18 protein-coding genes are annotated in these 25,380 nt (G+C 62.7%); 2 read left to right on the plus strand and 16 right to left on the minus strand.

Annotated elements, in window-relative coordinates:
• Positions 1-117: 117 nt before the first annotated feature.
• The 10 genes from H2O77_RS11785 to H2O77_RS11830 all read right to left on the minus strand — a co-directional run bounded on the left by H2O77_RS11785 (position 118) and on the right by H2O77_RS11830 (position 14,759).
• The gene (locus tag H2O77_RS11785) at positions 118-1,242 is read right to left on the minus strand and encodes a glycosyltransferase (protein ID WP_107336372.1); all 1,125 of its coding nucleotides are present in this window, start codon (positions 1,240-1,242) and stop codon (positions 118-120) included.
• Positions 1,236-2,705, minus strand: coding sequence for a lipopolysaccharide biosynthesis protein (locus H2O77_RS11790; RefSeq protein WP_153636194.1), 1,470 nt, complete (start codon positions 2,703-2,705; stop codon positions 1,236-1,238). The genes H2O77_RS11785 and H2O77_RS11790 overlap by 7 nt, the downstream gene beginning before the upstream one ends.
• Positions 2,696-3,535: a WbqC family protein gene (locus H2O77_RS11795; RefSeq protein WP_215823161.1), complete on the minus strand. Its 840-nt coding sequence runs from the start codon at positions 3,533-3,535 to the stop codon at positions 2,696-2,698. The genes H2O77_RS11790 and H2O77_RS11795 overlap by 10 nt, the downstream gene beginning before the upstream one ends.
• Before the next feature lie 2 nt (positions 3,536-3,537).
• The gene (locus tag H2O77_RS11800) at positions 3,538-4,680 is read right to left on the minus strand and encodes a DegT/DnrJ/EryC1/StrS family aminotransferase (protein ID WP_054556247.1); all 1,143 of its coding nucleotides are present in this window, start codon (positions 4,678-4,680) and stop codon (positions 3,538-3,540) included.
• A gap of 178 nt (positions 4,681-4,858) precedes the next feature.
• On the minus strand, positions 4,859-6,169 hold the full coding sequence (locus H2O77_RS11805) for an exopolysaccharide biosynthesis polyprenyl glycosylphosphotransferase (protein WP_225996327.1): 1,311 nt from the start codon (positions 6,167-6,169) through the stop codon (positions 4,859-4,861).
• Between the two features lie 55 nt (positions 6,170-6,224).
• Positions 6,225-8,444 (minus strand): polysaccharide biosynthesis tyrosine autokinase, encoded by a 2,220-nt coding sequence (locus tag H2O77_RS11810; protein ID WP_107336369.1) that lies wholly within the window; start codon positions 8,442-8,444, stop codon positions 6,225-6,227.
• A gap of 90 nt (positions 8,445-8,534) precedes the next feature.
• Complete coding sequence (locus H2O77_RS11815; protein WP_054556249.1) at positions 8,535-9,653, minus strand: polysaccharide export protein; 1,119 nt, start codon at positions 9,651-9,653, stop codon at positions 8,535-8,537.
• A gap of 1,646 nt (positions 9,654-11,299) precedes the next feature.
• On the minus strand, positions 11,300-12,409 hold the full coding sequence (locus tag H2O77_RS11820; protein ID WP_240548809.1) for a glycosyltransferase family 4 protein: 1,110 nt from the start codon (positions 12,407-12,409) through the stop codon (positions 11,300-11,302).
• Positions 12,410-12,528: 119 nt separating this feature from the next.
• Entirely contained in the window at positions 12,529-13,710 is a 1,182-nt protein-coding gene (locus H2O77_RS11825; RefSeq protein ID WP_215823163.1) for a glycosyltransferase family 4 protein, read from the minus strand.
• On the minus strand, positions 13,707-14,759 hold the full coding sequence (locus H2O77_RS11830) for a glycosyltransferase family 2 protein (RefSeq protein ID WP_107336366.1): 1,053 nt from the start codon (positions 14,757-14,759) through the stop codon (positions 13,707-13,709). The genes H2O77_RS11825 and H2O77_RS11830 overlap by 4 nt, the downstream gene beginning before the upstream one ends.
• Positions 14,760-15,458: 699 nt before the next feature.
• Between H2O77_RS11830 and H2O77_RS11835 the strand changes: the two genes are divergently transcribed.
• Both H2O77_RS11835 and H2O77_RS11840 read left to right on the plus strand, forming a co-directional pair.
• Entirely contained in the window at positions 15,459-16,220 is a 762-nt protein-coding gene (locus tag H2O77_RS11835) for a sulfite exporter TauE/SafE family protein (RefSeq protein ID WP_215823164.1), read from the plus strand.
• A complete protein-coding gene (locus H2O77_RS11840) occupies positions 16,220-16,546 on the plus strand; it encodes a hypothetical protein (RefSeq protein WP_215823165.1) in 327 nt (108 codons plus the stop codon). The genes H2O77_RS11835 and H2O77_RS11840 overlap by 1 nt, the downstream gene beginning before the upstream one ends.
• A gap of 125 nt (positions 16,547-16,671) precedes the next feature.
• Here H2O77_RS11840 and glmS read toward each other — a convergent pair whose 3' ends face one another.
• From glmS to H2O77_RS11870, 6 genes are all read right to left on the minus strand, one after another.
• Positions 16,672-18,630 carry a glutamine--fructose-6-phosphate transaminase (isomerizing) gene (gene glmS / locus H2O77_RS11845; protein WP_215823166.1) on the minus strand — a complete coding sequence of 653 codons (1,959 nt, stop codon included), beginning with the start codon at positions 18,628-18,630 and terminating at the stop codon, positions 16,672-16,674.
• A gap of 207 nt (positions 18,631-18,837) precedes the next feature.
• Positions 18,838-20,184, minus strand: a complete 1,347-nt coding sequence (locus tag H2O77_RS11850) for a UDP-glucose/GDP-mannose dehydrogenase family protein (protein ID WP_153636201.1) — start codon at positions 20,182-20,184, stop codon at positions 18,838-18,840.
• Positions 20,185-20,833: 649 nt separating this feature from the next.
• The gene (locus tag H2O77_RS11855) at positions 20,834-21,784 is read right to left on the minus strand and encodes a glycosyltransferase family A protein (RefSeq protein WP_043334129.1); all 951 of its coding nucleotides are present in this window, start codon (positions 21,782-21,784) and stop codon (positions 20,834-20,836) included.
• Positions 21,768-22,523 carry a glycosyltransferase family 2 protein gene (locus H2O77_RS11860; RefSeq protein ID WP_043334128.1) on the minus strand — a complete coding sequence of 252 codons (756 nt, stop codon included), beginning with the start codon at positions 22,521-22,523 and terminating at the stop codon, positions 21,768-21,770. The genes H2O77_RS11855 and H2O77_RS11860 overlap by 17 nt, the downstream gene beginning before the upstream one ends.
• Complete coding sequence (locus H2O77_RS11865) at positions 22,516-23,790, minus strand: glycosyltransferase (protein ID WP_215823167.1); 1,275 nt, start codon at positions 23,788-23,790, stop codon at positions 22,516-22,518. The genes H2O77_RS11860 and H2O77_RS11865 overlap by 8 nt, the downstream gene beginning before the upstream one ends.
• Before the next feature lies 1 nt (position 23,791).
• A complete protein-coding gene (locus tag H2O77_RS11870; RefSeq protein WP_159055858.1) occupies positions 23,792-25,327 on the minus strand; it encodes a polysaccharide pyruvyl transferase family protein in 1,536 nt (511 codons plus the stop codon).
• Positions 25,328-25,380: the final 53 nt, after the last annotated feature.

A 25,380-nucleotide genomic window follows, 5' to 3' on the forward strand; every position in this document is an offset into this window, starting at 1 on the left:
GGCCCAAGGCCGATATCCTTCGCGCTTTTGTGTGTTGCAGCGCTTTTTTGATGTTATTGACGACGTCCTGTCATCAAACGCTTCTCTCGCCCTCATCCCCCCGATAACCGGGGGCATTCAGGCGCTTTTACGCTTCTGCACTGCGCTGTCGGATGTCACACGACGGCGACGAGTGCCTATCAACCTGGTCATCACATCCTGACGTACGAGGCGCAGCAGCCGACTGCGGTCCATGTGCGAGAGCAGCGCGACCCCCTGGCGGAAGTTGGCCAGGCGCTGCATGGGGCTCGCGGGCGCCATCACGTACTGCTTGAAGTAGTGATAGAGCGGGATATACAGGCTGTCGGAATGCGGCATATGCCGGGTATTGGCATGAAAGACGTCGATGGCCGAGATCATGTCGCGCTGATAGCGCTGTTCGGCCTCGCTTTCCTGCTGCTGCGATGTCCAGGAACCCTTGGCATTGCGGCGATAGACACAGGCAGCATCTTCGTAATAGAGAGTCTCGCCTTGCAGTGCCATGTAGGACTGCAGGAAGAAGTCCATGATCGGGGCCCCGCGATAGGACGCCATCATCGCGTCGACGGTGGCATCGACGCGTCGGAAGCTGAAGGCCGGTGACGGAATGGAGGCACCGCGCAGCCCGATCACCGCCTCGGCAGAGATCTTCTTCACGCTATCGGCATAGCGGCAGATGAGCGAATGCTCGCCGGTGGCTTCATTGAATTCCAGCGCCGGATGGAAGCAGACCGTCGCCTCGGGATAGGCGTCGAACAAGGCGACCTGACGGGCCAGCTTGTCGGGTTTTATCCAGTAATCATCGCCCTCGCAATAGGCAATGATGTCGCCGCGCATCACCGGCATGCAGAAGGTGATCGGCCAGATATGTTGCGAGTACTGGTTCACGTCCTGCAGGATCGGCCGCACGATGTTCGGGTAACGGGCCGCATATTCCTCGATGATTTCCCGCGTGCCATCCGTCGAGACATCATCATGCACGACGATCTCGAACGGAAAACGCGTGCGCTGCATCAGAAAGCCATCCAGTGCCATGCGAATGTAGTCGCCATGATTGAAGGCGAAGCACATCACCGAGACGCGCGGGGCGCTGAGATCGCCCTCCCACTCGGCCATGATGGCGGCTTCCTCGGCGGGCGCCGGCGGCACAGGCAAGGGGCCTGACTGCGGTGTGCCATCCATGAGGGGCGTCGCGAGTGCCCGGGCATAACTCAGTTCTAACATGCAGTATTCCCCACTTTCCGTTGTGAAAGACGCTCCTGGATCCAGCCGGCGCCATACTGCCAGGCCGCGAAACGCAGCCAGCAGGACAGCAACAGATAGGCCGCCCCTGCCAGCAGGCCTGATACCACCAGCACCACCGGCGCCGGCCAGATGGCCAACAGCGCAGGCACGGCCCACCAGGTCGTGCCCGCCACCGCACTGGCCAGCAGCAGAGCCGGCAGGAAGTCGGCCAGCTGCTCGCGGATGCTGTAGTTGATCAACTCCCGCGAGAACCAGGCATTGGGGATGTAGGACACCACCGCCACCACGATCTGCCCGATCAGGATCGCCATCACGCCATGGCGCCAGGTCACCGCCAGCACCGCACAGATCAATACCTTCTTGACGATCTCGAGCCCGAGGAACAGGTCCGAGCGCCCCTTGACCTTGAGCACATTGAGATTGAGCGTGCTCAGGGGATACATGACGGCCGCGATGCACATCAGCTGCAGATAAGGCACCGCCGCCAGCCACCGCTCGGGCAATAGCGTCAGGAACAGCGGCTCGGCCAGCGCCGCCAGCAACAGCATCGCCGGGAACAGCAGATAGACCATGACCTGCAGGATCTGACGATAGGCACTCTTGAGGCGCACCGGATCCGCCTGGATGCTCGCCAGCGCCGGGAAGGTCACGTTCTGCACCGCCGTCACCAGCTGATTGATCACCAGCTCCTTGAGACGCTCAGCGAAGAAGAACAACCCCGCCACCGAAGCGGAGAACAGCTTGGCGATCAGCAGCACATAGAGATTGACGAACAGCACATCCAGCATGCGTGACAGGAACATCTTGTAGCCGAAGCGGAACATCGCCTTGAACGACACCACATCGAATTCCAGCCGCGGCCGCCAGCTGCCCCACCACCACATCAGGGCGGTAGTGACCAGCGCCGCCGTCAACATCTGCCCCACCAGTGCCCAGACCCCGAAGCCCAGCCAGCCCAGCAGCACTGCCACCCCGCCCGACACCACGCTGCCGGGAATGCCAGCCTTCATGCGCGTGCGAAAATCCAGCGCACGGTTGAGCATCGCGCCCTGAATGACCTCGAAGGAATTGATCAGCACCACGATGCCGCCGATACGCACCAGCACGATCAGGCGTGGCTCGGCATAGAAATCGGCGATCAGGGGGGCGCTTGCATACAGCAGGCCGTAGGCCAGCACCCCGAAGGCGATATTGCTGAAGAAGGCGGTGCTGGCATCACGCGGCCCGAGGGTCGGCATGCGCAGAATGGCTTGCTGAAGACCGGAATCCATCATGGCCGAGGCGATGGTCAGAAAGACCAGCACCATCGCCAGCAACCCGAAATCTTCCGGCACCAGCAGCCGCGCCAGCAGCAGCGTGACCAGACTGGCCATGCCACGCCGCAACAGCTGATCGGAGAAATTCCACAGAATGCCGATGGCGGTCTTGTTGCTCAGTGACACGAGGCGAGGCCTCCCTGAACCGGATGGGCCGAGACATCGCGCGCCAGCGGCCCCGGCACAGACGCCGTATCACCCGCAACATTGCCCGCGGCGCGCAGCAACTCCAGGTCTTCCGGCAGCAGCTGGTACTCGGCGAGTCTGTCGCGCACCTCGCCCGGTGAGCACCACATCAGCACATCGATGATCGACAGGCCGGCGACGAACTCCGCCTGACGCCTCGAGCGACGTGAATCAAGCGGTGTCTGGCAGTAGTCACTCGGCTGGCTGGCGAGGAATGACAGCGTGATGCCATTGGCCGCAAAGGGCGCCGCCTGGTAGAGCTTGCGGCCGCCGATGCTGTTGATGTAACCCTCGGCCCCGCGCATCAGTGACATCTCGATCAGACGGTCCTGGGCCTTGAGGCTGCGATCGTGCTCAAGCTCACTGGTGAGCAGAAAGCGACACTCCAGCCCCAGGTAGTCACACACCCGCTCGAAGCTGTACTTGCACAGCGCCCCGATGCGGCGGTCTTCGTGCTGGAACACCGCCTGCAGCAGCGGCATGACCTGTGCGTAATACGGCGCCTTGGCATAGGCGTGATGCAGCGTGGTCAGCAGGCTGTCCGGTGTCGGGCCGAAGAGGAGCTCGCTGATCAAGCGGTTGGGCGATGCCTTGGGCACCGACAGCGTGAAGCGATGCGCCTTGCCGCCCAGCAGCACATTGTTGCGATGGATATAGCCACGCGGAATGAAGGCGACATCGTCATAGACGAGAAACTCGTCACAGGCATGCATCAGCTGGAAATAGCCGATATGCGGGAACAGATAGGGCTGCATGATCGCGATGTTCATGATCAGGCGGCCTTGACGTGGCGATTGACGATGATGCGCACCGCCCCGAGGATCTCGCTGACCTCAAGCCCCGAGTAGAGCGGCAGGCACAGGATACGACTGGCGATATCGGTGGAATGCACGATCTGCGGGGTGATGACATCCTCGTCCTGCAATTCGGCGGCGGGCCGGCCGAGGAAGGACAGCGATTCCAGCGACGGGCAGAAGTAACGTCGTGCCAGATAGCCTTCCTGCTGCAGACGCTGCATCACCTCGAGCAGCATGCTTTCGCTTTCGAGAATGATCGGGAAGTAGGCGTAATTCAGGCTGGCGCCGGTCTGGCGGGTCTGCAGCTGGACATTGCCGCGCAGCGCCTGGGCATAGGCATGCCAGACCAGCGCCCGGCTCTCCAGGTTGCCTTCGATCTCATCCAGCACGCACAGCCCCATCGCCGCCTGGAACTCATTCATCTTGGCGTTGATGCCCAGCTCCTCGATGCACTCCGGGCCGGTGATGCCGAAGTTGATCAACTTGCGGGCGCGTTCCAGGTCTTCCTTGCGCTTGAAGATGATCGCGCCGCCTTCGATGCTGTGGAACAGCTTGGTGGCGTGGAAGCTCAGGGTGCTGGCATCGCCATGTGACAGCAGGCTGTTGCCGCGATAGGTCACGCCGAAGGCGTGGGCACCGTCATAGATGACCTTCAGGTCATGCGCCTCGCCCAGCGCATCGATGGCCTCGACATCACAGGCATTGCCGAACACGTGCACCGGCACGATGGCACGGGTGCGTGGCGTGATGGCCGACTCGATGCGTGCCGGGTCCAGACACAGGGTGTCGGGGTCGATATCCGTGAATACCGGCTGCATGCCCTCCCACTTCAGGCTGCTGGCGGTGGCGATGAAGGTGAAGGGCGTGGTGATGACCTCCGCCGATTCGTACTGGCCCGGCATCTGGGCGATGCCCAGCGCGCGATAGGCGATCTGCAGCGCCAGGGTGCCATTGCTGACCAGCAGCAGGTTCTCGACGCCCAGGTAGGTTTCCAGACGTCGAGTGAGCTCCTGCTCGAGCGGGCCGTGGTTGGTCAACCAGCGCCCCTCGAAGATGGAATCCACATAGCGGTCGAAATTCTCCCGCTCCGGGAAGTAGGGACGCGTCACCGTAATCATGATATCGACTCCTTTCGTACATCAGATGAAGGTTGGCTCTGACAGCAGACGAGTGCCGGTGCAGCGCGTTCGCTGCCGGGTTCCTCTGGCAGCGACTCGCTACACGTTTCAGAGAAGTGCCGCACACTCGCCTGCGGAGACACTCGTCTACAGACGTCTATAGATAGTGCAGGCCCGCTCAGCGCGAGCCGTTGCCGCTGATCACGATCTTGATGGTGCGGATCACCACCAGCAGATCGAGCCAGAAGGAAAAGTGCTTGATGTAGAAGAAGTCGTATTCCAGCTTGCGGATCATGCCTTCCACTTCAGCGGCGTAACCCTGCTCGACCTGCGCCCAGCCGGTGATGCCCGGGCGCACGACATGGCGGTAGTGGAAGAACGGCACGTCCTTGCGATACCAGTCGGCCAGATTCATCGACTCGGGGCGCGGGCCGATCAGGCTCATGTCGCCCTTGAGCACATTGAACAGCTGGGGCAGCTCATCGAGACGGCACTTGCGGATGAAGCGCCCGACTCGCGTGATGCGTGGATCACTGCCTTCCTGGGTGAAGCCGGCGCCCTTCATGCCGTCATACATGCTGCGGAACTTGTAGACGGTGAAGGGGCGACAGTGAAAGCCCATGCGCGGCTGGCGAAAGATCACCGGCCCGGGACTGTCGAGGCGAATCGCCAGCGCCGTCAGCAACATGACCGGCGCCAGCAGCGGCAGCATGAGCGCGGCGACGGTGAAGTCCATCCAGCGCTTGATGACCTCATAGTCTTCCCGTGGCGTCAGCGAGCCGAACTCGTTGGCGTAGAGGTGATCCAGCAGCACGCGACCGGTGATCATCTCGTGGGCATGGGTCGCGTGATAGACCGGGATGCGGTGGATGGTGCAGTCGGCCAGGAAGCTCTCCCACTCGCTGGGCAGCTCACCGCGCAGGTCCGCCACCACGCCGTCGATACGCGGCAGGCCGACCAGGTCAGGCCCGCGCAACGACAGCCACTCGACGCCCGGGCGGGTGCACAGACTCGGCGCCTTGCCGTAGGGCACCACCGCGAAGCGCATCCGGCGCAGTCGGGTGTCGATGTAGTAGTAGGCCGTGCACAGGCTCACCGCGAGCAGGAAGGACAGGCCGACCTGGTGGCGCGAATACTCCAGCCCCAGCACGCCCAGCACCATCATCAAGGTCAGATAGGAGATGACGATCGCCGGCACGACATAGAGGTAGGAGCGCGTGCCCGGCAGGCGGGACAGGCGATTGACCGCCGTCACCGACAGGGTGTAGGCCACGCCGGTGCCCAGCAGGGCATGCCACTGATCATCGCTGGTCAGCCACCAGTGGGTGTCACCCTGCATCAGCTGGTTCAACCCTGCCTGGTACAGTGCCGGCGCGATGACCACCACCAGCATCCCGAAGATCAGCTGCAATCGCTTGCTGGCCAGCAAGCGCTCGTAGTGATGCGAGTAACGCCGCTGGTGCTCCATCGACAAGGGTATACCGCTCATCGTGCTTACCTCCTCCGTGATTCAAGCGTCATGAGAGCTGCCAAGCGAGACGATGTCAGGCGTAGCTGTAGTTGTAATAACCGTAGCCATGCTTGTCGCCAGCTTGCGGTTCGATGGCATTCAGGATGGCGCCCTTGACGTGAATGCCATTGTTCTCGAGCTTCTTGCGTGCATGCTCGAGTTCGCGCACCTGGTTCATGCCAAAGCGCGCCACCATCAGACTGGCGCCGACGTGACGACCGATGATCAGCGCTTCGGTCACGGCCAGCACCGGCGGCGTGTCGATGATGATCAGGTCGTAACGCTCACCGAGTTGCTCCAGCAGCTCGGCGAAATTGGGCTGCATCAACAGCTCCGACGGGTTGGGCGGCGCGACGCCACGGCCCAGGAAATCAAGATTGTCGATGCGCGAGTGATACAGCACGCTGTCCAGCGGACTGGCACCGCTGAGCACATCCGACAGACCACCCTGCTCGGAGGTACGCTGGAAGGCGTGATGCAGGTGGCCGCGGCGCATGTCGGCATCGATCAGCAGCACGCGCTGACCGGCCTCGGCGCTCACCGCCGCCAGATTGAGGCTGACGAAACTCTTGCCGATGCCCGGGCTCGGCCCGGTGAACATCACCGACTTGCGGCGGTTGTCGAGCAGGGCGAAGTGCAGGCTGGTACGCAGGCTGCGCAGGGCCTCGATACTGATGTCCGACGGTTGGGAGGTGGCCAGCACCCCCTGATAGATCTCGCGGCCGCCCTTCTCGCCCTTGAGGCGCACGCGGCGCATCATGTTGTGCTGCTGCGGCGACAGCGGCACCGTCGCGTAGACGGGCAGGTCCAGCGCCTCGATCTGCTCGGCGGTGTCGATGCCCTTGCGCATCGCATGCCGCAGCAGCGCGGCCAGCGTGCCCAGCATCAGGCCGATCATGCAGAACACGGCCAGCATCAGGGACGTCTTCGGCGAGATGGGCACCGGCTGCAGCACCGCGGGGTCGAGGATGCGCACATTGCCGACGGTGCCGGCCTTCTTGAGGCGCACTTCCTCGCGCTTGTTGAGCAGCGCGACATAGATTTCCTGGCTGACGGTGACATTGCGGTTCAGGTTGAGCGCCTCGCGCTGGGCGGCCGGCAGTTGCTCGGCCTGCTTCTGCACGCGCGCCTTCTCCTGATTGAGCGAATCACGACGTGCCACCAGCGCCCGATAGGCCGGGTGCTCGCTGGTGTAGGCTCGGGACAGCTCGGCCAGGCGCAGCTTGATCTCGGTCAGCTGATTGTCCAGCCCGACGAGATTCTCCATCACCTGCTGACTCTCGGCGGTCAGATCGACCGAGTCGCGACGGCGGCGATAGTCGTTGAGTGCCGATTCCGCCTCATCGAGCTGGCCACGCAGCGTCGGGATCTGGTCGCCCAGAAAGCCGAGCTGATTGTCCGCCTCGGCGGACTCCCGCTCGATGTTCTGCTGCAGGAAGACATTGGTGATGGTGTCCAGGGTGTTGACGATGGCGGTCTGGTCACTGCCGGACAGGCTCAGCGTGACCACCCCGGTGTCGGTGCCATTGCGCACGGCGGTGAAGCGCGACTTGAGCGAGTTGATGGCGCTCAGGTCCGAGATGCTGGTCAGCGTGAAGCGCGCCCCCGGCTCGGCTGACAACTCGCGCACGAAGACCTTGATGCCTTCCGCCAGCGCGTTCTCGCCCACCTTGCCATCGACGATCGCCTGCCCCTCTGCATCCAGCAGGCGGTAGCGCTCATCGCCCAGGGCCTCGAGGGTCAGCGTCTGCTGTTGCCACGGACCACTCAGCTCGAGCGTGGTGACCTTGAGGGTGTCATCGCCCCAGGCGTAATCCTGCCCGCCGAGACTGGCCGGCAGGCGCAGATGGCGGTTGGAGAGCCAGTCACCGATGACCGGGTAACGCACCGGAGAGACCACGATATTGAGTCGCTCGCGGTCCACGGCCTGGCCCAATACCAGTCGTGAGGCGAGAATTTCCAGCTCATCGCTGGTGCTGCTCTCATCGCTGCCGGTTGCCTGACCGGCCAGCGGCCCCAGCAGGCTGGCGCTGCCGCCCTTGTCCTCGATCTGGATCAGGGAATCGGCCAGGTAGATGCGTTGCTGGCTACCGACGAGATAGATGCCCAGGAGGGTGAACAGCAGCGTGCTGCCGATCAGCCACCAGCGTCGATGCCAGAGCAAGGCGAGAATGGTGCTGAAATCGAGTCGGCGCGTGGTGTCCTTGCCTGGCTGTGCAGAAGAGGATGGCATGGGAGAGGTGTACTGATTCATGACGCCGCCTTGAGTAAACGATTCAGGCCCGGCAGGCAGGTGATACGGCAGGTCGCGACGCGACCTGCCATGCGGGAGTGGGACATGACCTCAATCCTCGATGTCATCGATGACCGAGACGAAGGCCCCGGTACTGGTCACGGACGGCAGCAGCTGGCTCAGCACACGGTTCCAGCGGCTGACCGGCGCGGCGGTCACGTAGACCACATCACGCGGTTGCAGCGGGAAGCGCGCGCCCAGCATCAGCGAGGTCGCATCCGAGATATCGAGAATGAAGACCGTGGCCAGCTTGTCGGACTCCGGCGAATTTTCACGCACCACGAAGACGCCTGACGGATTGGCGCGGTCCTCATCGACCCCACCGGCCCGCGACAGCGCATCGGTGAGGCTCAGACGTTCATTGCCCACCGGCATGTTGCCGGGCTTGAGTACCTGACCGAGCACGAAGACGTTCTGGTCTTCCGCCACCGGCACATTGATCACGTCGCCATCCTTGAGCAGACGGTTCTGACGCATGTCGCCCTGCTGCAGCAGCTGATAGAGACTCAGGTGCTCCTGCTGGCCGTCGCGCGTCAGCGTGATGTTGTGGGTATTGGCCAGTGCGGTGACCCCGCCGCTGGCACTGATGGCATCGATCAGGGTCAGCGGAACATCCGTGACCGGCACGAAGCCGGGCTCGGTCACGGCGCCACTCAGATAGACGCGTTTGGAGCGGAATTGCGCCACCGAGACATTGACCTGCGGCTCGGTGATGTAACGGGACAGCCCCGCGACCAGCGCGGCGCGCACCTCATCCACCGTCATGTCGCGAATGTTGATGCGCCCGACATAGGGGTAGAACAGCGTGCCATCCGGCTGGACGATGTAGGTCAGTGCCTCGACCGTCTGACGCTGCACACCGCTTTCCTGAGCCAGGTCCAGCGGCGTGCTCAGGTTGATGGCCAGGATGTCGCCGCCGCCCACGCGGTAGACGTACTGCTTGATGTCATCGACCAGCTCAGGCGGCGCGGGAGCAGTCTGGGCGGGGCGTGCGCGATAGTTGGAGATCAGCCCGGGGGTGATCGGCGTGACTTCCACCTGGTCGGTCAGCGGCGCGACCTCGGCTTCATAATCCATGTGCCCACCGGGCGCGAAGGCACACCCGCTCATCGCCAATACCACGGCGGCAAATGAGAACGCCCGGAGCGTCGTTCTGACCGGTATATCCATATCCTGTCTCTTCCCCTGTGATCCTGACCGCTACCGCCAGGCGCTGTTTCGGCACGCTACCGCCCCGAGGAACTGGCGTTCTCCCCTGCTGCCGATAGCGGCGCCCTGTTGGCGTACATGTCATCTGTCATGGAGTGGTCACGCCTGCCCTTCGATACCCCTGCGATATCACCGGACACACGTCAGGCATGTGTCCATGACACATGCCCATGACCGAACTCCGAAATGGAACGTTTATTAGTATTTTAGTAATTCACTACCAGGCATCTAACACATGAAACATATTGCATTGATCGACTTTCTCATCAATCAAGACAACATGACTCATTTGATTAACCGATACTTATAGGATTGATCGCACCAACATTACTGATTACTTCTTTCTTGCACTTTTATTGACATTTCTGTTCAAGCGACTCGTTGCTTGAACCTGTCAGGGGCCACTGTCGACGGAAGGTTTGTGCCGCCCCTTCAAGCAGGCGAGACCTGTCGATCTCGTTGGCGAGTCAGCTGGTACGGCAGCGTCAGAACGGGATGAGAATTCATGCCCGCATGCATTCCATGGAGAGGTGCGATGATTGAGGTGCAACGTTCGATCGCCCGGATGCGCCTGCGCCATCTGCCCGACCTGGCAGGTAGCGCGACCTCGAATGAGGCGACCGCCCAATGCCCCGCAAGGCAAGGGACACGGCCGCTGGCGCGTAAGGCACCGACGACTTCTTCAATCACGTCCAATATATCAAATCCATTTAATACAATGTGTTACTGACATTCTCTGCCTGAGCTGACGCACTATCCTGTACGTCTGTGGCAAGCTCGGGTCTGACTGACCACCCGGCGGCAATGACCCCGACCCCAGACTCGACCCCGGGACTTGATGCCTTCTCATGAGGCATTTCGCCGTACCCGGTGTCGCACGCTGGAGCGGTACCTCTACCCGCCTGACTGCCCATCTGCGAGGCCCGGCCTGCTCTTGTCTCGTGCTTGTATCGCGCTTGTATCGCGCTTGTGTCGCTCGACTCCTGCACATGCTGTCTGCATGCCTCGGCCATGCCCGGCGACCTCGATAGGCCATGACATGACGCACGTCGCAGCGAAGAGAACCTGGCGCTTTACCGGCGACGTCTGATTCGCCAATAAGCGACATTACTGTCCCCTCTTCAACAGGGCTGATAATAAATCAATTGACTTCAACAGCAAGGAATTGTCGGGTCGTCGAGACGATTGTACTGGCGGTGGTAACTTTAAGCTGCTTCCCCTAATCCTCATCATTGGCAGTCAGGTACCCGACAGACGACAGATTACCCTTAGCGCATCTAATGCATATTGCGAAATAAAACTACTTTAATTTAGCAACAACTCATCATCTGACTCACCTTCGCAGAATGAGAAATCCCAACTGCACTTTGCACAGGCCCCACATACGCTCCGCAGATCCCTGGATACGCCCCGCAAACGTTTAGCAGATACCGCGCAGATGCCTCGACCACGCCTGGACACGCCCCAAAGGCGAAAAGGCCAGGGGGTGTCAGCGACACCCCCTGGCCTTTCCAATAACGATCATGAGCGACACAACGTGGCCGGCTTTCCTGACCATGCCTTTCCTGAACATGCCTTTCCGTCACTTCGGTGTCCGCTGCGGACACTCAGGGCGTCACCTCCAGCCCCGAGGTGTCCTGCGCCGGTTGGTGGCGGCCATACAGTGCCAGATGCCCGCTCAGGGCAGTATCGATGTGATAACTGGCCCCGTAACGGCGGGCGTTGCGGGCGAAGGCACGCCGCAATTCAGCATCTCCCACCAGTCGCCCCAACGCCTCGGCGTAGCGCTCAGGCGTGTGCTGGTCGACCACCAGGCCGTTGCCGACCCGATGCACCACCTCGGCACAGCCGCCGACATCGGTGACCAGCACCGGCAGGCCACTGAGCGTCGCCTCCAGCAGCGAGATCGGCAGCCCTTCCCAGGCGGATGACATGATGAAGGCATCGGCGCTGGCCAGCAGCCCCGCCACATCCGAGATATTGCCCAGCAAGCTGACCTCATCATCGAGCCCGAGCGCCTCGATCTGCGCCATCAGCTGTGCCTTGTGCGGCCCCTCGCCGGCGATCCTGAGCGTGAATGCCAGGCCCTGCGCCTTGAGTCTGGCGCAGCTTTCCAGCATCAGGGGGTATTGCTTGGCATCGGTCAGACGTCCGATCGCCGCCAGCTGCACCGGGGCCTGCTGATTCGCCTCCCGCCAACCACTGGCCTTGAGACGCGCGCCGGAAACGGCGTTGTCGATCTGCACCACCGGACGCGCCGCAATCGGCGCCAGCTTGTCGGTGCAGGCGCGACAGATACCGACGTAGGCCGTCACGCGACGATCAAACAGCCGGAACATCCAGGCCGGCGCGCCCAGCTCGATGCTGTGCACCGTCATCATCACCGGTAACTGACGCGGCAATCCAAAGGCGAACATCAGTGCGTAATACAGGTGGCAGTGCACCACATCCGGCGCGAAGCGCGTCACTTCCCTGCGCAGTCTCGTCGCGCCTCGCCACGGGCGGCGGCGTGTCTCGATGCCCAGAAACGAGTAGCTGACATTGCCGGCACTCAGCTGGCTCAGAAAGCGATGCTCGTATTCGAGGTCACGGCCACATTCCGCGGCGGTTTCCAGAAAGGTGATATGCACACTGTGGCCAGCGGCCACCATCGCCAGACTCAGGTCCTTGACGTAGACCTCGGCGCCGCCAGAGGCGGGAGTCGAGATGACATGCATGATTCTCACGGCGATAGCCTCCTGCTGTCGTTCATGAAAAAAGTGAGGGCGGCTGCCCTCACTTGTCTGTCCACTGGCTGTCTTGCCTACCACCCTCATCCAGGCGGTCGTCATGCCGATCAGATCACCTTCAACAGCGCTGGGGCTTCCAGCCCCTCAAGCATCGTGCGCCAGCTGGCCTCGACGGTATTGCGCGAGAAGCGGTCCAGGCCGTAATCCACATTGGCGCGCAACCTGTCGAGCACCGCCTTATCCCCCAGCACCTCATCAAGCTGACGGGTCATGGCCTCCACATCACCCTGCGCGACCAGATAGCCATTGACGCCATGCTTGATGATCTCGCCCGGCCCGGCCGGACACGCGAAGCTGACACAGGGCACACCACAGCTCAGCGCCTCGACCAGCACCAGGCCAAAGCCCTCGAAGCGCGACGAGAGTACGAACAGGTCCGCCGCGGCGTATTCGCGCCGGATGTCCCGGCATTGGCCCGGCATCTGCAGCTGATGGGTGATCTTCAGGCGCTCGGCCTGCTCCATCAGGGCGCCACGCTCTGCACCCTCGCCGACGATGCGCAAGACCCAGCCATCACGGGTCGCCTCAGGCAACGCCGCCCAGGCCTCAAGCAGCAGATCGAAGCCCTTCTGCGGCTCGAGGCGGCCGACGGCCACCGCCACCCTGGGCGACCTGGCGTCTCGCAAGTCCGCCACCTGCTCAGCACTGCTCTCACGGCTCTGAAGCGCCTGACGCTCGGCAACGACATGCTCAAGCGGATTGAGGTTGGGCACCACGCTGAGTCGCTCGCGCGCGGCTGGATGCAGACGCTCCCAGTACTGGCGGTCTTCATGCGACAGCACCACGATGCGGTCGGCGCGATGCGCCGCCAGACGCCGCGCCGTATCACGGCGAGCAATGCCGAGATCCGAGGTGGCATTGAAGTGCTCCCAGCACAGGTAGCGCGTGCGGCGACAGAGCAGCGTCGGCAGCAGGAAGGGCAGGAAGCCGATGCTCTCGACCACCACCACCACGTCCGGGCGCTTGCGCAGCACCACCCACAGCAGACGCAGGAACAGCCACAGGCCACGCACGGCGCCCAGATGCGAGCGCTCGGGATAGAGTGATTCGTGCACGATATCGTCATGCAGCGGATAGGGACTCTCCGCCGGGCCATATTCGCTGAGGATCTCGACCTGATAATCGCCACTGGCGGCCAGCATGTTGGCGGTATCGGCGCAGGCACGTTCGGTGCCGCCAGTGCGTGACTGGGCACCGGTATAGAACAGGATATGTTTATGAGTGCTCATGAGGCGTATTGGCTCCGGCGGACAAGTTGCCGGGACAATGCCGGGCTCACTGCATAGCTCATCAACAGCGCCTGCTCCTTCAGCGAGAGCTGGCGCAGAGATGACCAGGACGCTTGTCGCACCTGATCGAGCACGACCTTGCGCACCCGCGAATCATCCGCCGTCTTGTTGATCGCCTGACGCATGATGAAGCTGACGCCGACGAACCGCAGGCCGCGGATTTCCAGCAGGGCCATGCCATGCGTCGCGGCGAAATGCTCACGATAATGCTCCGCGAAGACCCGCCAGCTGCGGTGGAACTTGTCCAGTTCCTGGTTGCTGAACGGCTTGCGCGTCAGAGAGCCGTCACTGCGCTTGTCGAAGTAATACAGCACCTCGGGCAGATACAGCACGCGCTCTGCACGTCCGAACAGATCCAGGTTATAGAGGCCATCCTGCGAGACGGGCAGATCAGGGAAGCTCAGCGAGCAGGCCAGATCGGCGCGGATCGCCTTGCCCCAGGGAGACGACACGATGGTGTCATGCATGAAGTCACGAAAGGCCCGGGCCAGCGGACGCTCCTCGGCCTGCTGGCAGAATGCCAGGCTGTCGTGATCGCCCTTGGGGCCTTGCAGGCAGTAGCGGAAGACCACCGCCTCGGGCGAGTCGAACGCCTCGATGCGGGCCTGCAGAATATCCAGCGCGCCAGGCGCGAAATGATCATCGGCGTCACAGAACAGCACATAGCGGCCGCTGACCAGGCTCAGACCATGATTGCGCGTGCCACCCGGCCCCATGTTGTGAGGATTGCGGCGCAGGACCAGCCGCCCGGGGATGTCAGGCGTCTCGCCGGGCGGCGTGGACACTGAGGATTGCTGCTCCATTTGCTGCTGCGCCTGTCGCTCAGCCCACAGGAATCCATCATCCGTCGAGCAATCATCAATGATGATGTGCTCATAGGATGCCTGGTTGTCACGCAAGCTGTTGATGCAGCGCGCAAGACCATCCCCTGAATTGTGATTTGGCGTCACGATGGAAAAGTAAGGCGACTTCCCTGTATAGCGTTCCATGCCCTGCCTTCTTTATTGTTCACTGTCATTGACCAGCACAGCCGACCAGCGCCCTCGAAGCAGAGCACACACTGCACTGAAGAGTGGGTCAGTTCTTGCGACTGACTTTTATTCGCAATTTCTTGGATTTTAGTGCTTGAGTCCCGATCATCCGACAGGAGCTGATCCTGCACTGAAGATGACAGGTGAACGGCGTCACCCTGAGGAGTGGACACTGGAGGGATGTCCGCTCGTGAGACAGGTAGTGGCAGAAAGTGGCAGAAAGTGGCAGCAAATGGCGACACTTCCTGCCCCGCCGTTGACCACAGACTAATAATCCCCCTCAGCCCAAACAAGCTGCGCTGTCGCCAAAAGCCGAAATCATGAGCGTTTATGCGCCAATCCTCCGGCAACTCATGCCAGATACTGATAATCAGTGACTACTGAAATACGCCCCTCCCACTGAGCCAATTGAGCCAGCACGACCAAAGCCGTCATGCCCGCGGCCTTATGTGACGCACATCAACGTGAGCACTTTGCGCGAGTGTCATACTGCCAGAGCGCGATGCAGGCTATGATGGCAGGCATTGGTCGGCCTCCCCGTACGCGCACGGCGCCCACTCTCAAGCGCCCTTGCCTGCCAGCGCCAGGCCTCGCGCATGTTGAAGCCAGCGCCGCCCTGCCCTTTCTGTTCTATCCCCCCTTGCCCACGGAGACTTCATGGAGCCTTGGCAACTTGTCGCCATCATGATGAGTCTGGCACTCGCCAGCTATATCCAGACCCTGACCGGTTTCGCCTTCGGATTGATCGTGATGGGTCTGCTGGCGACCCTCGATGTGCTGCCCATCGAGAGCGCCGCATTGCTGTGTACTCTGCTGGGCCTGTTCAACAACGGGATGGCCATGCGCGGGCACTGGCGAGAGATCAATCCGCGCCTGGCACGCCGCCTGCTGGTCACCAGCCTGCCAATGTTGCCGGTGGGCTATTTCCTGGCCATCTGGCTGGGCAGCGAAAGAGCCCCCCTGCTGGGCATGTTGCTGGGCATCGTCATCCTGATCGCCTGTCTCGCCCTGCTGGCTCAACCGGGCCCGCGTGCCACGACATCGCCACGCTGGCACTTTCATACCGCCGGTGTGCTGTCAGGCCTGATGGGGGGATTGTTCGCGGCCAATGGCCCGCCTCTGGTGGTCGTGCTCTATCGTCAGCCGATGACCCTGATCGCCATTCGCTGCACGCTGTTCGGTGTCTTCATCGTCACCGGCATCGTGCGCATGGGCCTCAGCATCGCGGCCCCGGGGCGTATCGGCGACACCCTGCCCCAGCTGCTGCTTGTGGGTCTGTCGGGCGCCCTCGTCGTGATGCTCTTCACCGAGCTGGCGCGTCGCTTCCCACCGCCCTTGAGTGACAATCGTCTGCGTCAGGTCGCCTATGCCATTCTGCTGGTCTCGAGCGTCAATCTGATCATCAAGGGCCTGATCTGATGACTCAGACTCCACCAGCACAGGACACAACTGATTCAGCAGACGATGAAGGCTTCATCGAGTTGTCGGAGAGCACGATTGACGCCATCAAGGCGGCGGGCAGAAAGCTCGATGAGGACGTGCAGGCGGGACGGCTTCCTGCGGGCAGCTCGCGCTGGATGATGGCACCGTCGGGGGAGCGCTTCTGCATTCGCCATTCCGGCCCAACCCTTGATGAAGAGACTGATGAAGACTCTGATGACGAGTGTGAGCCAGACGCTGACACGCATCGCCAGTCACTGATGATTCGTTGCTGGCAGCATCTGCTGGCGCGCGTGAAGCGCTGACGGGATTTCCCGAGGCCAAGCCCTCGAGAAAGCTCGCGATAAAGCCCTCCATATAGCCTGCAACAAAAAAGGGACTGCCCATGGGCAGTCCCTTTCGTTTGCTTCATGGCCTCAAGCGCGGTCGATCACTCCACCGTGACACTCTTGGCCAGGTTGCGCGGCTGATCGACGTCGGTGCCCTTGAGCACGGCGACGTGATAGGAGAGCAGCTGCAGCGGCACCGCGTAGACGATCGGTGCGAGGAAGCGACACACGCCCGGCACGGTGACGACGTGAACGCCTTCACCGGCCTTGAGGCTGACTTCCGGATCCGCGAACACGAACAGCTGACCGCCGCGGGCGCGGACTTCCTGCAGATTGGACTTCAGCTTCTCCATCAGGTCATCCATCGGCGCGACCGCCACCACCGGCATGTCTTCGTCGATCAACGCCAGCGGGCCGTGCTTGAGCTCACCTGCCGCGTAGGCTTCGGCGTGGATGTAGGAGATTTCCTTGAGCTTGAGCGCCCCTTCCATGGCGATGGGGTACTGGCTGCCACGCCCGAGGAACAGGGTGTGGTGACGATGCATGAACTTCTCCGCCAGCTGCGCGATTTCCCCATCCAGCGCCAGGGATTGCTCGATCACGTGCGGCAGGTCCTTGAGGCGCATCAGCAGCTGACGGCTCAGCAGGTCATCCGTCTGACCATCGCCCTTGGCCTGACGCAGCGCCAGGGTGGTCAGCATCAGCGCTACCAGCTGGGTGGTGAAGGCCTTGGTGGAGGCAACCCCGATTTCCGGCCCGGCATGGGTCAGCAGTGACAGGTCGGATTCACGCACCAGCGAGCTGCCCGCCACGTTGCAGATGGCAAGGCTTGCCAGATAGTGACCGGCCTGCGGGCCTTCACGGTTGAGCTTCTGGATGTCACGCAGCGCCGCCAGCGTATCGGCGGTCTCGCCGGACTGGGACAGGGTCAGGAACAGTGTCCCCGGCGCCGCGACCCGCTCGCGATAACGGAATTCCGAGGCCACCTCGACCTGAGCCGGAATGCCCGCGACCTCTTCCAGCCAGTAACGCGCCACCATGCCGGCGTGATAGCTGGTGCCACAGGCGATGATCTGTACCTGACGCACATCGGCGAACAGCTGTGTCAGGCGTGCCACATCCACGACCTGCTTGCCTTTCTCGTTGCCTTTCTCGCTGCCAGCGCTGGCGGCGAGGAAGGAATGGCGCGAGACATCGAAGGCCTCCAGACGCACGCCCTTCGGGTCCAGTCGCTCCGCCAGCGTGCGCGACAGTACACGCGGCTGCTCCATGATCTCCTTCATCATGAAGTGGCGATACTCGCCCTTGCCGGCGGCTTCGACACTGTGTTCGTAACGCACCACTTCACGCGTGACCGGCGTCAGCTCATCGCGGTCGCCGGTACGTTCCAGCACCTGGATACCCGCCGGCGTGATGGCGACCATGTCGCCTTCATCGAGATAGATGAAGCGATCGGTAACCGGCAGCAGCGCCAGTGGGTCAGAGGCGATGAAGTGCTCATCGATCCCCACGCCGACCACCAGCGGGCTGCCCTGACGGGCGCCGACCAGCAGTTCGGGGTTGCGCTGCTCCATCACCGCCAGCGCGAAGGCGCCATCGAGACGCGCGGTGACCGCATTCACGGCCTCCGGCAGTGCCAGACCGCTGCACAGTTCGCGATCGACCAGGTGCGCGACCACCTCGGTGTCGGTCTCGGAAGTGAAGACATAACCGGCGCCTTCCAGCTCGCCGCGCAGCGCTTCGTGGTTCTCGATGATGCCGTTGTGCACCACGGCGACCCGCTCACTTGAGAGATGCGGGTGCGCATTGTGCTGGGCAGGACGCCCGTGGGTCGCCCAGCGGGTGTGCGCCACGCCGATGGCGCCGGACAGCGGCGCCTCGCGCAGCTCGTCTTCCAGCGCACGCACCTTGCCCACGGCACGCGCACGACGCAGTTCACCGGCAGGGTCGATGACCGCCACGCCGGCGGAGTCATACCCGCGGTATTCGAGGCGATGCAGCCCCTCGATCAGAATCTTGCTGATATCACGCTGAGCCAGACCGGCAACGATGCCACACATGAGAAATTCCTCTACTGCGTGCCACCCTCATGGAGAGCGTGGCACGACTGAATGGATGTCTTTCAGGGAGTGCGTACGCAGATCAGGTACGCGTGCTGAATCTTTCAGCGACGTTCAATGCCTGCTTGAGCCTTGATGGCTGAGCACTGACGATTGAGCATTGACGTTTGAGCACTGACGCCCGGGCAGTGATGCCAAGCCGCAAGCTCAAGCCTGATTCAACAGCAGGGTGTCACCGCGGCCGACCGCGTAGTACATCAGGCCAGCGGCCTTCATGGCGGCGGGCTCGAACAGGTTGCGGCCATCGACCACCACGGGGAAGCCGAGCTGGGACTTCAACCACTCGCCATCCAGGGTGCGGAATTCCTTCCACTCGGTGCAGATCACCAGCGCATCGGCACCCTTGACCGCCTGCTGACGGTCCGCGACCAGTACCAGCTCATCGCGCTCGCCGTAGATGCGGCGGCATTCCTTCATCGCTTCCGGGTCATAGGCCTGCACGGTCGCGCCAGCGGCCCACAGCGCTTCCATCAGCGTGCGGCTCGGCGCATCGCGCATGTCATCGGTGTTGGGCTTGAAGGCCAGCCCCCAGACGGCGATGGTCTTGCCCTTGAGGTCGCCATCGAAGGCGCGTGACAGCTTGTCGAACAGGGTGACCTTCTGGCGCTTGTTGACGGATTCCACGGCGGTCAGCAGCTCGGCTTCATAGCCGATCTGGCTGGCAGTACGTGCCAGCGCCTGGACGTCCTTCGGGAAGCAGGAGCCACCATAGCCACAGCCCGGATAGATGAAGTGGTAGCCGATACGCGGGTCACTGCCGATGCCGCGACGCACTTCCTCGATGTCCGCGCCGAGACGCTCGGCCAGGTTGGAGATCTCGTTCATGAAGCTGATCTTGGTCGCCAGCATCGCGTTGGCGGCGTACTTGGTCAGCTCGGCGGCACGCACATCCATGAACATCAGCTTTTCATGATTGCGGTTGTAGGGGGCGTAGCATTCGCGCATGCGCTCACGCACCGCTTCGGAGTCGGTGCCGACCACGATGCGCGCGCCACGCGTGAAGTCGTCCAGCGCCGCGCCTTCCTTGAGGAATTCTGGGTTGGAGCACACATCGAAATCGACGCTTGCACCACGGTCCTTGAGCACGTCCTTGACCCGCGCCTTGACGCGGTCTGCCGTGCCCACCGGCACGGTGGACTTGTCGATGATGACCTTGTAGTCATTCATGTGCTCGCCGATGGTGGTGGCGACGGACAGCACGTACTTGAGGTCGGCGCTGCCGTCTTCATCCGGCGGCGTGCCCACGGCGATGAACTGCAGCACGCCATGCTCGACGGCTTCACGCGCGTCGGTGGTGAAGCTCAGACGACCGGCTTCCACGTTGCGCAGCAACATGCCTTCCAGGCCCGGCTCATAGATGGGAATCTCGCCCTGCTTGAGACCCTCGATCTTGGCGGCGTCCACATCCATGCACACTACGTCGTGGCCGACGTCGGCCAGGCAGGTACCCGTGACCAGACCGACATAACCGCTTCCAAAAATCGTGATCTTCATTGATGTCATCCTTGCTGGCCTTGTCGCCAGATCGTGTCGTGATACTCAAAGTGAAACGAGGCAATGACGGCAGAATCTCGTGCACATCTGACGGCTTTTCAGCGGCAATCGAGGCGGACTCCAGGGCATTTCGCCGTAAAGTCCTTGTCCCTCGCGATTCCCTTTAGTCTCTCTCAAGAGATGTCTTCGCAGGCGGAATTTCCCGCCTTCATTGGCCGAAAATGAAATGCCGACAATGTCCTGTGCAAGAGGATCCACCCCCATTGAACAGCGATATTTCGTGACAGCGGCGCGAGGTTACCCAGCCCACGGGCCAGAAGGCTCGCAGGTGATTGCAGGTAGCTCGCAGGGAAAAGACGCGCCGCTTGAGTCAGTGACGGGCAATCATCGCTGCCCGAAGTGTGGCTCTGTTATAAAGCAACTTCGTGAAAAGTCATCCTGTCGGGCGCAATATGATCCAAAACATGACCCTATATAACTTGTGACTTATCTTTCTGATCCTGCCTGTCGCAACTTCCCTGATATGCCGCTTGATCAATTGACTACCCGGGCGGCAATGGCCATCTCATGGATGGCCATGCCTTCGCGCTAGAGTCGCCATCAAATCAGAGCCATCAGCAAATGAGAGCCGTCAGCGGTGCGGCAGCCATCAGCGAAAGTAATGCTTCGCGAAGGTCGCCAGGTGGCCATGCTTCATGGCGACCGGCGCCTTGCGCAGGAAAAAGGCCAATGACAACGGCGAGAAACGACTGCCGGTGGCGCGGGCAAACATGCGCCCCTTAGTGCGCGCCTTGGCCGGCGTGCTGTAGAAATCGCTGCCGGAGGTGACCCCCGCATGGGCGACGATGCCCAGATTGGCACGCATCAGACGCGCGCCCTGACGACGCGCATCGCTCAGCACGATGAACTCCTCGCCGGAGGGTTGATCGGTGCCCAGGCCGAACTGCTCATCGAAACGTGCATGGAACTGGCAGAGATCCAGCGCCATGTCGACCGAGCGCACGCGCGCCAGTGACATCAGGCTGTGGGTCTTGAAGGACACCGGTGGCGCGGGCCGATCCGGGTCTCGCTCATGCAGCGGGAAGGCCTTGACGTGGGGGAAGCTAATCGCGGCCGCTTCGGTGCAGGTGAAGGCTTCCATCACCAGCGCGACAGCCTGGGGATGCAGCTCGATGTCGTCATCCAGCACATAGGCGTAGCGCGTGGCACAGGCGGCCAGCGCCGTGTTGCGACTCTTCGACAGACCCCGCCCGTCGATCGCCAGGTACTCGAAACGGCTATCGAAATTGGCCAGCGCGTACTCGCGGTACTGCTCGCGGCTCGCAGGGTCAGACAGCTGATGCACGATCAGGAAACGCGCCCCGGGCAGTGCATCATGACGTGGCACGCTGTAGAGACCGTCATCCAGGGTCGAGATCAGGAAGGTCAGCTCCGGCACCTGGCGACGCGCGCTGTCATCCACCTGGCGTGCCCCGACCAACACGCGCGGGCGCGAGTCGAGGGTCGGCTGCGCGCTTGCATCGGCGTGGCGGGAAGCCGCCGTGGACTCGGTGGAAGGTGTCGCGGACGCCGCGACATCCTGTTCAACGATGTTTTGCATAACCGTTCACCGCGTAATGGACAAAGTTGCGACTGGCGCTGATCACATCCATCCCCAGCACCTCACGATACAGACGCCACTGATAGGCGGCGGCCTTGAACTTGTTGGACGACACGCTGCTCTCGCGACGCGTATAGCGCGCCAGCGGTTCCGGCATGCCCTGCGCCGGGCCCAGCTGACCGATGATGATCAGCCACAGCGCCAGGTCCTGACGCTTGCGGATCGTCGGCATGTAGAAGCGCCCATAACGACCGGCATCATAGATGGCGGTCAGGCAGCCGATGGAGTTGGAGCGCAGCATGTCATCGCGCGTCAGGCGCTCGGGCGGCGCGAAGTACGAGACGTGCTCGCCCTGCTCGTCGACCATCTCGTAGCCGGTGTAGGAAAGCCCGGCACCGGTGTCCTGCATGAAGGCGATCTGGCGTTCGATCTTCTCGGGCAGCCAGGCATCGTCGGCATCCAGAAAGGCGATGTAGCGGCCCTTGGCCTCGGCGATGGCACGGTTGCGTGCCCGACCCGGGCCACCGTTGGTGTCGGTTTCCAGCACGCGGATCTCGACGCCAGCGGTGTCCAGCGCCGCGAAGTCGTCACGCAGACGACTGGCGGCACCATCCGGTGAGGCATCGTCGCTGATCAGGATCTCGCGTACCGGCTCGCTCTGGGCCAGTACCGAGTCGACGGCGGCGTGCAGGCGGCGGTCATAGCCGTAGTTGGGCATGATGACGGAGACATCAGCCATGGGCCTTCTCCTCAAGCGGCTGTCGCTGAACGCGACGCGAGTGTGTGTCTGGGCGCGTGTCTGCGGATGAGTCCTGATGCGCCTGCTCGGTAGTCGCCGCATCGCCGGGCGTCGGCGGCGCGAGACGCGAGATCAGACGCTGATATTGCGGCAGCACCGCGTGTGCGCTGTAGCGATCAAAGCTCTGCCAGGCACCGTTCGAGAGACGCAGCAGAAGCTCGTCATCGAACTCGAGGCGCGCCAGCTCGTGGGCAAGCTCGGCGATGATGGCGGCATCCTCACTGCCATCCGGTTCCGCGCTGAGCATCCCGTCGCGACCATGCTCGATCAGCGCCAGCGGGCCGGAACGCACCGGGCGCGACAGGCACGGCAGCCCCTCACGCTTGGCCTCGATCACGTTCATCGGCAGGCATTCGCGCTCCGAGGTCAGCAGCAACAGGCGTGCACGCCGCAGCTCGTGGGAGACATCCCTGAGCGCGCCGGTGAACAGCACCTGAGTGCCGGCAGGCACCGTACTGTCGTTGGCGCCCTGGAAGACGCGCAGCCCCAGCTCGTTGCACAGCGCCAGCAGACGTTCACGCTCCGGGCCGTCACCGACCACCACCAGGCGGCCGCGACGATAGCCGGAATCCGCGAAGGCACGAATCGCCAGATCGAGGCGCTTGATCGGCGCCAGACGCCCGACCATCACCACATCGACCTGATGCTCGCAGCCGCTGCGTGCCTCGTCCGCCCACTGGTCATCCAGATAATTGGGAATCACCGTCGGCGTGAGGCCGCGGCGACGCCAGCATTCGGCATCGACCTCATTGAGCACCTGCAGCACGTCGAGGTGGCGATAGGCCAGCTGCTTGACGATGCGCTTGGCACGGCGGTCGTGATGATAGGCGCTGTGCTCCTGGGCGATGATGCGCGTGCGCGGACGCGGGCGCCCCTCGCCATCGACGCCACCGGTACCGCGTGCCGCCAGCTGCGCCGCCAGATGGAAGGCGAAGTAGCCACTGACCATCACCTCGACCCGCTCCTCCAGCATCAGGCGACGCAGATGCGTCACCCAATGGCGGAAGTTCTGGCGCGTGCCGGTGGCTGGCAGTCCGAGGGTGCGATATTCGACACCCTCCAGACGCCCCCAGTAGGGCTCGCCTTCGCGCACCGAGACCAGCGTGACCCGGTGGCTGGCGCTAAGGTCCCGCGCCAGACCATGCATCACCTTCTCGACGCCACCACAAGCACTGATGTCCTGAATCAACAGAGCGACATGTGCCATATCAGGCTCCTCGCACGACAGGCTCGCTGTCGTGAGCGGCAGTCGCGCTGTTGTCGCCGGCAGGCGCATCCGCGGCCATGGTATCGGCCGCTGCGGCATCGGCCGGCGCAGAATTGACTGGCGCAGCAGTGGTGGCAGTGGCCACCGGTGCCGGGAAGGCAGCGTCATTGAGCTTCAATTCACGCTGACCCCAGACGCCGGCACGTCCCGGTGCACGGCGCAGGAAGTCACGCGTGATGTCGGCGGTGATCGCCAGCTTCTCGGCGATGACCTTCTCGGCCAGCGCCGGGAAGGCCTTGTCGGCGACCAGCTGTTCGATATCGGCCACGATGCGCGCCGGGTCGAAGTTCTCGATGTCCTGCACGCTGTCGCCGAGACCGAAGTCACGCATGATGCCCGGCGCCTTGGGACCGCAGTAGGACAGCGCGTAGACCGGCGTGCCGGACATCAGCGCGAAGATGACCGAGTGGAAGCGGGTGCCGACCAGGAACTGGGCATCGCGGTAGAGATCGACCAGCGCGTCAGGGCTCGGATCGCCCTGCACCAGCTCGACACGCGTGGCGAGGTCTTCACCGCCCGCCGTGGCCAATGCCTTCTGCAGATGATCGAACACCAGCTGGGAGATGCGCTGGTCATTCTCGATATCGGTCGGGCCCAGCACGTGCGGTACCACCAGCAGGCGCTCGATACCCAGACGCTCGCGGGATTCCAGCAGTGAGCGCGACAGCACCTCGACACGCTCGGCGAAGGCTTGCTGATCCAGGCCCCACCAGTCGCGCAGGGTGATCACGGCGTACGGCGAGGCCACGCCATTCGGCGCCTTGACCGCGGCATGCTCGTCGCTGGCGCGCGGGGCCATGGCGAAGGCCATGTCGGTGCCCAGCAGCGCGTGCGGCAGCTTCGGGTCGGCCTTCTGGGTCATGGCGTGAGTGATTTCCTCACGCGAGACCACCAGGCAATCGCTCAGGGTGCGCAGGAAGAAGCGCTCCTGGGCCGGGGTCTTGAACGGGCCGAAGGAGTGACCCAGCAGCAAGACGCGCTTGCCGGCCTTGCGGGCCAGCATCACCGGCGCCAGATAGCCGATCAGCGCCAGCCATGAGGACAGCGTCTTCTTGAAGCTGCCGTTGTGGAAGATATGACCGCCCTTGACGACCACCAGGTCCGCGGCGTCGATGATGTCGTTGCCACTCTTGCCCTGCTTGCCGAACATCATCTTGGCGCCCAGGCCAAGCAGCGAGGTCACGAAGCGCAGCTTGTCACGCATCGGCGGCATCAGCGGCTGGCCGACGGTGACGCGTTCACGGTAGCGGCGACGGATATGGCGGAACGGGCCGCGCTCGGTGGCGAACACCTGATCATCGATGGGCAGGATGTCGATGCGGTGGCCTTCGGCCTTGGCCACACCGGCGCCGGAGACATCGCTGCGGCCCTGTTCGGCATCGATCAGCTGATCGAGGAAGTCGATGGTGCCCATCAGGATGGCGGAGTCGCCCTTGTTGTCGTCATGCCATCCGTGCGTCATGCATATCTTGGCCATGCTGTTCGTCCTTCTGTCCGTAATGTCGCGATTCGAACGCGCGATGCCTGAGG

Origin of the sequence: Cobetia sp. 4B, assembly GCF_018831605.1 — a bacterium.
Taxonomy (GTDB): domain Bacteria; phylum Pseudomonadota; class Gammaproteobacteria; order Pseudomonadales; family Halomonadaceae; genus Cobetia; species Cobetia amphilecti.

Excerpts from the sequence above, each read along its gene's own strand:
- H2O77_RS11785 (WP_107336372.1), bottom strand. The coding sequence starts at position 1,242 with ATGTTAGAACTGAGTTATGCCCGGGCACTCGCGACGCCCCTCATGGAT.
- H2O77_RS11795 (WP_215823161.1), bottom strand. The coding sequence starts at position 3,535 with ATGAACATCGCGATCATGCAGCCCTATCTGTTCCCGCATATCGGCTAT.
- H2O77_RS11800 (WP_054556247.1), bottom strand. The coding sequence starts at position 4,680 with ATGATTACGGTGACGCGTCCCTACTTCCCGGAGCGGGAGAATTTCGAC.
- H2O77_RS11805 (WP_225996327.1), bottom strand. The coding sequence starts at position 6,169 with ATGAGCGGTATACCCTTGTCGATGGAGCACCAGCGGCGTTACTCGCAT.
- H2O77_RS11810 (WP_107336369.1), bottom strand. The coding sequence starts at position 8,444 with ATGAATCAGTACACCTCTCCCATGCCATCCTCTTCTGCACAGCCAGGC.
- H2O77_RS11815 (WP_054556249.1), bottom strand. The coding sequence starts at position 9,653 with ATGGATATACCGGTCAGAACGACGCTCCGGGCGTTCTCATTTGCCGCC.
- H2O77_RS11820 (WP_240548809.1), bottom strand. The coding sequence starts at position 12,409 with ATGCATGTCATCTCGACTCCCGCCTCTGGCGGCGCCGAGGTCTACGTC.
- H2O77_RS11825 (WP_215823163.1), bottom strand. The coding sequence starts at position 13,710 with ATGAGCACTCATAAACATATCCTGTTCTATACCGGTGCCCAGTCACGC.
- H2O77_RS11830 (WP_107336366.1), bottom strand. The coding sequence starts at position 14,759 with ATGGAACGCTATACAGGGAAGTCGCCTTACTTTTCCATCGTGACGCCA.
- H2O77_RS11835 (WP_215823164.1), top strand. The coding sequence starts at position 15,459 with ATGGAGCCTTGGCAACTTGTCGCCATCATGATGAGTCTGGCACTCGCC.
- H2O77_RS11840 (WP_215823165.1), top strand. The coding sequence starts at position 16,220 with ATGACTCAGACTCCACCAGCACAGGACACAACTGATTCAGCAGACGAT.
- glmS (WP_215823166.1), bottom strand. The coding sequence starts at position 18,630 with ATGTGTGGCATCGTTGCCGGTCTGGCTCAGCGTGATATCAGCAAGATT.
- H2O77_RS11850 (WP_153636201.1), bottom strand. The coding sequence starts at position 20,184 with ATGAAGATCACGATTTTTGGAAGCGGTTATGTCGGTCTGGTCACGGGT.
- H2O77_RS11855 (WP_043334129.1), bottom strand. The coding sequence starts at position 21,784 with ATGCAAAACATCGTTGAACAGGATGTCGCGGCGTCCGCGACACCTTCC.
- H2O77_RS11860 (WP_043334128.1), bottom strand. The coding sequence starts at position 22,523 with ATGGCTGATGTCTCCGTCATCATGCCCAACTACGGCTATGACCGCCGC.
- H2O77_RS11865 (WP_215823167.1), bottom strand. The coding sequence starts at position 23,790 with ATGGCACATGTCGCTCTGTTGATTCAGGACATCAGTGCTTGTGGTGGC.
- H2O77_RS11870 (WP_159055858.1), bottom strand. The coding sequence starts at position 25,327 with ATGGCCAAGATATGCATGACGCACGGATGGCATGACGACAACAAGGGC.